General features: G+C 36.4%; 1 protein-coding gene and 2 pseudogenes. All 3 read left to right on the top strand.

The window, feature by feature from the left end; translation table 11 throughout:
- Positions 1 to 332 precede the first annotated feature (332 nt).
- A pseudogene (locus BHE89_RS02920) lies at positions 333 to 6,281 on the top strand (alpha-2-macroglobulin family protein).
- Between the two features lie 42 nt (positions 6,282 to 6,323).
- Positions 6,324 to 8,685 (top strand): annotated as a pseudogene (pbpC, locus tag BHE89_RS02915) (penicillin-binding protein 1C).
- 234 nt (positions 8,686 to 8,919) lie between these two features.
- Positions 8,920 to 9,222, top strand: a complete 303-nt coding sequence (locus BHE89_RS02910) for a hypothetical protein (protein ID WP_128860289.1) — start codon at positions 8,920 to 8,922, stop codon at positions 9,220 to 9,222.
- The last annotated feature ends 340 nt before the right edge of the window (positions 9,223 to 9,562 follow it).

Here is a 9,562-nt window from a genome sequence, read left to right as displayed (position 1 = left end):
AATTAATATTTACGTTATTAAAATATAAATCGCACTTTTATAGTGCGATTTTTCTTGGAAAAAATTTGTTTTTTTATTAAGCATTAAATGATGGTTAGAAAACGATGTTCCAAAGGCATGCTCAGAAGAGTCTTGAAATAGCATGGAATGCTAGGAAAAAAAATATTAAGAATGTAATCTGTCTTTATATAACTAAATTCTAAATTAATGATAAGTATTTATTCTTAAATTGGAACCTGTTTTATTATTGTATTGCTATTTATTTTTGCGCTTTGGCTTAATTTTACTGATAAGAAAATGTGTTTTTATCAGCGCAATATAGGACTATCTATATGGACGTACTACGTTTTTTACTTTCTCTCCCTTTTAAACTGATCCGTTTACTGGGATGGATCATTGTTTTTTGTATTCGTTTTTTAGAGAAGATACTTCGCCCATTTATAGGGAAAATACAATGGAGTACGCCCGTCTGGATTGACGTTGTAACCCATCATTTACGAAAAATTGAGTCTGGTATAGTGAGTCACCCTAAAACTGCATTAGGCTCTATTATTTTTCTTATTGCTGCGTCATTTGGTAGCTATTATGGTTATCACAGTTATCTCAATCGACCCGTTCCTATCGATGTAGCACCTATCGTTGTACAAAATGTTAATGTGAAACTTATCGGTCCAGAACAAATCGATTATGCAAATGATAAGCCTCAATCACAGAAAATCATTTTATCATTTTCTCGGTCTGCGGCACCGATTACGCTTATTGATAAAGAAGTCACTGAAGGTGTGACATTAACACCTTCGGTTGATGGTAACTGGCAGTGGCAAAATGGCTCAACCCTTGTTTTTACCGCCAAGAAACCTTTCGCTATGGGCAGAGAATATCAAATTCAACTTGATGAAACTAAATTATTAGCACCACAGTTTTCGTTAAAATCAAACAAGTATGAGTTTAAAACCGCCCCTTTTGACTATCATTTAGGGAATAGTGAGTTTTATCAAGATCCACAAAATCCATCCCAAAAACATGCCATAATTAAGATCTCGTTTAACGCGCCTGTTGATATTCAGAGTTTTGAAAAACGCCTTTCAATGAAATATGGCGACAATGAAAAGCTGAAATACACCATCAATTACGATAATAAAAAATTAACGGCTTGGGTTCACTCAGAGCAATTAGCGCTAAAAGATATTAATAGTAAGGTTTTTCTTAAAATTGACCCCGGTATTGCCACAACAGTAACAGCGAATACAACATCAAAAGAAAAAACATATTATGTTGAGATCCCCAGTCTATATAGCCTGAATATTTCAAATATAGAAAGTGAGCTGGTTGAGTCTGAAAATGGAAAAGATGCGCGGGTACTGATCATTTCATTAAGTGATGAATTAAATGAAAAAGAGATAAAAAACGAAGTTTCTGCGTGGTTATTACCTCAACACAATTTAGAATTAGAAAATACGGATATTCGCCAAGATGAAGACGATTATTACGATTGGAACCTGAATGATGTCAGTCAAACTATTCTTGCTCAGTCAGAGAAGTTAACACTTGAGATGAATGATAATGAGCAAGAAAACCAAGCTAGTTTTGCTTTTAAATACAATGCGCCAGCTTATCGCTACATATTGGTCAAAATCCCTAGCGGGATAATATCTGTGGGCGGATATCAATTAAAAGAAGATCGCTATCAAATCGTCAGTGTGCCTGATTATCCGAAAATGTTGAACTTTGTGTCTGAAGGTGCTTTGCTTGCCATGACAGGGGATAAGCAGATCACTGTTTCAGCTCGCAATTTACCCGGGCTACAACTTGATATAAAACGAGTTATTCCAAGTCAGTTACAACACATCGTTTCTTTTAAAGATAAATATTTTACATCAACAAACTTTAATCGTCTCAATGATGAGTATTTTACTGAGCATTTTACGTATCAAACCGCGCTGGATGATGAAAATAAAGGTGAAATTCAGTATAAAGGGATTGATTTAAGCCGTTATTTATCTGCTGATCCTAATGCTAAACGTGGAATATTTTTATTAAAACTGACTGCTTGGGATCCGAATAAAGCATCAAGACCAGACGATGAAGACGACGAGTATTATGAAGATGACGAAGATGAAGAAGTTTCTGATGCACGCTTTATTGTTGTCACTGACTTAGGGATCATCGCTAAATCATCGATTGATGGTTCTCGAGATGTCTTCGTACAATCTATCTATAACGGTGCGCCCGTTAGTGATGCGAAAGTCTCCGTTATTGCTAAAAATGGAACAACATTACTGAGTAAAACGACTCGCGCTGATGGTCATGTCGCTTTTCCTAATCTTAAAGATTTTAGAAATGAGCAGACCGCTGTTCTTTTTTTTAGTTGAAAAAGAGGGCGATATTTCATTTTTACCAACAGATGCTTATTACGATAGGAAACTCAGCCTATCTCGCTTTAATATTTATGGTGATGATACACCAAAAGATCCCCGTACTCTTGATAGTTTCTTATTTTCGGATAGAGGCGTTTATCGACCGGGTGAAACGTTCAATATTGGCCTTATTACACGTACCTTTGACTGGAAAACAGCCTTGGAAGGTATCCCTTTACGCGTTGAAATTCGAGATCCTCGTAATACATTGATGTTAAATCAATCAATGGTATTAAACGAATTTGGTTTCAACGAATTAAACTATACCACATCAGAAAATTCGCCTACTGGAGATTGGAATATCTATCTCTATTTAGTCGGTAAAAATAATAAAGATGCTAGTTTATTAGGTAGTACAACGATTATGGTTAAAGAGTTTGAACCTGACTTACTTAAAGTTGCACTTAATCTGACGCCAGATAGACAACAGGGATGGGTGAAACCTTCTGAATTAAAAGCTTCAATCGATGTACAAAATTTATTTGGTACTCCAGCACAAGATAGACGTGTTGTTTCCAAATTAACTTTAAGGCCAATTTATCCTAATTTTTCACGTTATTCTGATTATCGTTTTTATGAAAACCGTCGTAATCACGACAGCTTTGAAACCGATTTAGAAGAAACAACAACGAATGCAGAAGGGCTAGCTGAGATTGATTTAGGTTTAACATCTTATGATGATGCTACTTATCAATTACAACTTATCTCTGAAGCGTTTGATGCGGGGAGCGGTCGTTCTGTAACAGCAGCTGCGCGTGTTATGGTATCTCCTCATGATTATCTGATTGGTGTAAAAGCCGATGGAACGCTTGATTATATTAATCAAAATGCACAGCGGAACCTTACTTTTATTGCGATTGATCCAACATTAACACAAATTTCTCAAGAGTCATTAACACTAGAACGCTATGAGAAAAAGTATCTCTCTGTTTTAACTCGACAAAATTCAGGCGTTTATAAATATCAATCTAAACTTAAAGAAGTATTTATTGATGATGTTCCTTTTTCTATTAATGAAAAGGGAAGCTCTTTTGCATTAGAAACACAAACACCAGGTAACTTTGTATTATTAATCAAAAATAAAGAGGGCAGTGTACTTAATCGCATTAATTATACTGTTGCGGGTAATGCGAATGTGACTCGCTCACTTGATCGCGAAGCGGAGTTACAACTCACTTTAAATAAAGACACATATAAAACGGATGAAGAGATCGAAATTGCTATTAATGCCCCTTATGTGGGGAGTGGTATTATCACGATAGAAAAGGACAAGGTGTATTCTTGGCAATGGTTTACATCTTCAACAACAAATTCGGTACAAAAAATCCGAGTACCTGCAGAATTGGAAGGCAATGGATATATCAATGTTCAATTTGTTAGAGATATAAACTCTGATGAAATATTCATGAGCCCTCTTAGTTATGGGGTTGTGCCGTTTAAAATAAGTCGTGAAAATTACCAAGCTCAAATTGAATTAGAGTCACCAGATGTTATTAAACCGGGTGATACCTTACCGATTACAGTAAAAACAGATACCTCACAACAAGTTGCGGTTTTTGCCGTTGATGAAGGTATCTTGCAAGTTGCTCGATATAAATTAAAAGATCCATTGGATTACTTCTTCCGTAAACGTTCATTAGAAGTTGAAAGCACGCAAATACTGGATCTTATTCTACCTGAATTTAGCAAAATGATGTCATTGGCTTCAGCGCCAGGAGGGGATGCAGGGGAAGCCGTTGATCTCTATCTGAATCCATTTAAACGCAAGAAAGAAGCGCCTGTTGCTTATTGGTCTGGTATTACGGAAGTTGATGGCGAAGCTATTTTTAACTATAAAGTGCCAGAGTATTTTAATGGCAAAATAAGAGTCATGGCAGTTTCCGTTACACCAACTCGTATCGGGAATATGCAACGCTATACGACTGTACGTGATGATTTTGTATTAAGTCCTCATATTCCTACAACAGTGGCGCCTAATGATGAATTTGATGTCACTTTAGGGATTGCAAATAACCAAACAGATCTTAACGGTACAGCAACAAAACTCGATGTGACGATAACACCAGAGCCTCAATTAGAGGTTATCGGACAGAACCGTTATCAACTGACATTAGGTGAGAAAAAAGAAACGGTTGTTTCCTTTAGACTAAAAGCAAAATCACAATTGGGTAATGGTGCTATTACGTTCTCAGTGAATGCGGATGGCAAAGTTACCCAGAGAACAGTAAATCTCTCTATTCGTCCAGCTTCAGCTTATCGTACTCAATCAAGCTTAGGCCGTATGGATGGTAAAGAGCAGAGTGTTACGTCTATTCGCCAAATGTATGATGAGTATGCAAAAAGGGATGCACGTGTTTCTTACTCGCCTTTAGTACTAAGCAGTGCATTGGCACAATACCTTGCTAATTATCCTTATAATTGTTCAGAGCAAATAACAAGTCAGGCAATACCGTTGCTATTCCATCAACGTAATCCTGAAATGAAGACGATATATTCACAAGATAAAATTCGTACTCAACTTGAACAGACTATGGCGACATTACTGACTCGTCAAAATGGTCAAGGTGCTATTGGAACATGGCGTTCAACACCATCAACGGATCCATTTGTGACTTTATATGTCGTTCAATTCTTACTTGAGGCACAAGAAGCGAATTATCCTGTTTCTGAAACACTTTTACGATCATCCAACGAATACTTAACTAAGCTGGCCGTCAATACAGGATTGAATAATCAAGACGAACTGAGAATGCGTGCTTTCGCTGTTTATTTATTAACACGTCAAGGTAAGGTGACTACGGGGGAAATTGCAGCGATCCAAACACGAATGCAAAAAAAATTACCCAAAAACATGGCAGAGTGACTTAGGCGCTTTATATTTAGCGGCTTCTTACAAAAATGCTGAAAATGGATAAACAAGCGGATGAGTTATTAAAACCTACATGGCAAGAGCTAAGTAAAGCTTATAGGAAAGCGTGGTGGTCACATAACTATTTAGATCCTCTGATCCAAGACAGTACAAGGCTATATTTGATTGTGAAGCATTTCCCAGAAAAAGCGCGAGATATTCCGCCACAACTACTGGAAAATATGGTAATGAGTTTTAAGGAAGAGCGCTATACCACGCAATCATCTGCAATGAGTATCTTGGCATTAGAGTATTACACTAAACAGATCCAAAATATGACAACGCCAACTCAGCCATTAACAGTGAGCGTAAAAAGTGGTGAAAACCCACCTATTGTTATTTCATCTATGATAAATGCCACTGCGATAGGTCAATTTAAAGCGGGTATTAAAGAGATCTTATTTAATAATCCAACGAATAATGCGGCTTGGTATGTTGTCACACAATCTGGTTTTGATAGCGAACCGCCTAAAAAAGCAATTTCACGAGGATTAGAAATTTCTCGTGATTATGTGAATGAAAAAGGTGAGGTTGTTAATAGCGCAACCTTAGGTGAAAAGCTTTATGTACATATAAAAATTAGAGCGAATGCAAAACAAGGTGTGAATAATGTTGTGCTGGTGGACTTACTGCCCGGAGGCTTTGAAGTCGTACAACAATCAATGGACGATGTGGATAACTCTGAAGTCGAATGGTTATCACCAACGGGAACTAAAGGAACGCGATGGTCACCAGAATACAGCGATATTCGAGAAGATCGTGTCATTATTTATGGTACTGCGACTCAACAAGTACAAGAGTTTGTCTATCAAATTAAAGCCACTAATTCGGGAATATTCGCTATACCGCCAGCATTTGCTGAAGCTATGTATGACAGGGAAATACAAGCTTTAGCAATAGGTAAAGGTGTTATGACGGTCAATAAACAGAGACAAAATAATGGTAATGTAAAATGAAACTAATTGAAGTTTCAGGTGCTTGTTTCTGGTTGTTTTAAAATGACGAGAAGCAAGCGAGTTTTACAAAATATATTGATGGGAGGTTTTTTAGTTATCCTCTTTTGTGTAGGGTTTCGCCTTTTTCCACATCCTGCACTCTCAGAAGGTTTTTTATCTTCAACGGCCTATTATGATAGCAATGGAAATTTACTACGTTTAACACTGGCTAATGATGAACGTTATCGATTGTGGACGGATTTAGACGATATTTCGCCCTTGATGATAAATAGTGCCATGCGATATGAAGATCGGTGGTTCTATTATCATGCTGGATTTAATCCTTACAGTTTAATTCGTGGTTTTTTTGTTAGTTATATTTATGGTGAACGATTGCAAGGTGGTTCAACAATCACCATGCAGCTTGCTCGTATGCACTGGCAATTAAATACACGCACAGTCGGGGGCAAATTTATTCAGGTATTGCGAGCCATTCAGTTAGAGCTCAGTTATTCAAAACATGATATTTTAGAAGCCTATTTTAACTATGCGCCTTATGGGCGAAATATAGAGAGCATTGGTGCCGCAAGCCTGATTTACTTTAATAAAAAGCCTAAAGAATTAACATTACCTGAAGCGTTAACACTTGCCGTATTACCTCAATCACCGAGTTATCGGATCGAGCCAAATAGTGATGGTATTAGCCTTTCTTTAATGAAAACGCGTAATCAGCTTTATGATTATTGGTTGGAAGAATACCCTAACGATGCCAATTTATCTGCATTGTTTCAATTACCACTTCGGCTACGTCAGCCGGAAAAAATGCCCTATATAGCGCCTCATTTCATCGAGCAAATTGAAAAACAGGAAAAGTTTAACCCAAGAAAACCCACTAATATAGTTACAACGCTTGATCTCCCATTACAGCGATTAGTTGAGAAACAAGTTGATGCGTTTATTGAACGAAATAAACATCTTGGTGTTAAAAATGCTTCTGTGATCCTTGTTGATACACGAGATATGGGGGTTAAAGCGTTGATTGGTTCAGCTGATTACTATAATGCTGATATTCATGGGCAAGTTAATGGCACTAATGCGAAGCGCTCACCCGGTTCAACATTAAAGCCTTTTATCTATGCATTAGGACTAGAACAAGGTATTTTACATCCTCGAACAATTTTAAAAGATGTCCCTTCTACCTTTGGTAGCTATGCACCAGAAAACTTTGATTTACGCTTTTTAGGACCTATTTCTGCCACTCAAGCGTTAAATTACAGTCGAAATATTCCCGCTGTATCGATAGCGGCTCAATTGAAAAATCCAACCCTTTACCAGTTTCTACAAATGTCAGGTATAAGCAATATGGCGAGTGAGAGACATTACGGTCTATCGCTGGTGTTAGGGGGCGGTGAAATTACAGTACAAGAATTAGCGAAGCTCTATGCAATATTAGCCAATAGAGGCAAACTTAAACCGTTAAGAATGCAAAGTACGGATGCTATTGCGAAACCCATTCAGTTATTAAGTGAAGAAGCGAGTTTTATTACACTGGATATGTTAAGCCAACATCGAAGACCTGGTGATACATTGGCACAAAAATCAACGGCATTACCTATTTATTGGAAAACAGGTACATCGTGGGGATTTCGAGATGCATGGAGTAGTGGCGTTTTTGGACCTTATGTTTTAATTGTTTGGATAGGTAATTTTGATGGTAAAGGAAATAGTGCATTAATCGGAGCTGAAGCAGCAGCACCTCTATTTTTTTAATATTATAGATAATATTATTGCAGATTATCCGAACTTAAAAGAGCCTAGATTTAAACTTCCTGAAAATATAAAACAAGTTGATGTTTGTTTAACGAGTGGTAATTTACCTACGCCATGGTGTCAACGTAAAGGTAAAACATGGTTTATTCCTGGTAAATCACCCATTAAAGTTGATACAGTTTATCGGCCTCTAGCAATTGATAAAGCGACGGGAGAAGTTGTCTGTCCTCCATATAATGAAGAGCGGGTTAAGATTGAAGTGTTTGAATATTGGCCTTCTGATTTAGCTAAAGTATTTGCTCAGGCAGGGCTACCAAAGCGAACACCTCCTTCAACTACTCACTGTAAAAATGGAGGTAGTGCTATTCTCGGAATGCCTCCTCGCATATTATCACCATTACGTAATACCACCTATACTTTAAGACGTTCTTCATCGCCAAACACATCAATTGTATTTAATGCAACAGCGGATAATGATAGCAATATTATTTATTGGTTTGTTGATGAGGCTTATCTAGGAAGTAGTACAAATCAGCGCTCAATAGAGTGGTATCCTAAAGAGAGTGGCCGCTATCGTATTCGTGCAGTAGATGATAAAGGAAGAGCGGATACACGAAATATTCGAGTTGATATTCTTGGTGTGATTAACAAATAAGAAATCGAAGTACATTAATATTGGCGTTAAAGTTTGTTGGTTTTACTTAATGATGGCATTAGCGCCAAAATATCAATTTCTATCATTATCTTATTCTAACTGTTAACTCACTATATTGTGACGAGATAATTATTAGGTAAAATATTGAAAAATTATTTTATCTTGTGAGCAAGGAAGAATTAATTAACATGAAAACTCAATTTTTTAAAATTAGCTTTATTAGGAGCATTAGCATTGCCTTTAGTAGGGTGTGGCGATGCAACACCTAACTGTAATAGCACGGAAGCCAAAAATTTAGTGATTGATATTACTAAAGATGAATTACGCGACCAAAAAATGGCAGCACTGATCGATCAAATTAAGATCAAAGTAGAAAGCGTACGTACCCGTGAGCATGATGAGAAGAGAGATACTTACTCATGTGCTGCTGAACTTTCTTTTGAAGGTCAAGGCGGTAAAAATTCAATTCCGATTACTTATACCATTGAAAGTACAGATGATGGCAAAGAATTTTACGTCAATGTTTTCGGTTTATAATTGATCTAATCTAAAAAGCCATCATGAGATGGCTTTTTAATTTAAGAGGGTGTATGACTGATTATAATAAACAGGAAAATTTTTTTTGATGAATCAGTAAAAAACAAATATTCATCCATTATAAAATTAGTAAAAAATACAGCGCTAAAATATGATGAATTAGAAGATAATCTTTTATGTTTTACTAATTTTAGTTGATGTGCTTAATATCAATGAGAATAAGCACAGTATTATTTTAAAGAAAATATTAAATAATAAGAAAGATAATAAGAATATCAATGAGAATAAGCACAGTATTATTTTAAAGAAAATATTAAATAATAAGAAAGATAATAAGTAT

The sequence above is a fragment of the Shigella sp. FC1967 genome (assembly GCF_001743005.1).
In the GTDB taxonomy this organism is placed as follows: Bacteria; Pseudomonadota; Gammaproteobacteria; order Enterobacterales; family Enterobacteriaceae; genus Proteus.
The sequence above is the reverse complement of the archived record's forward strand: the minus strand, read 5'-3'. Positions and strand labels throughout refer to the sequence as shown.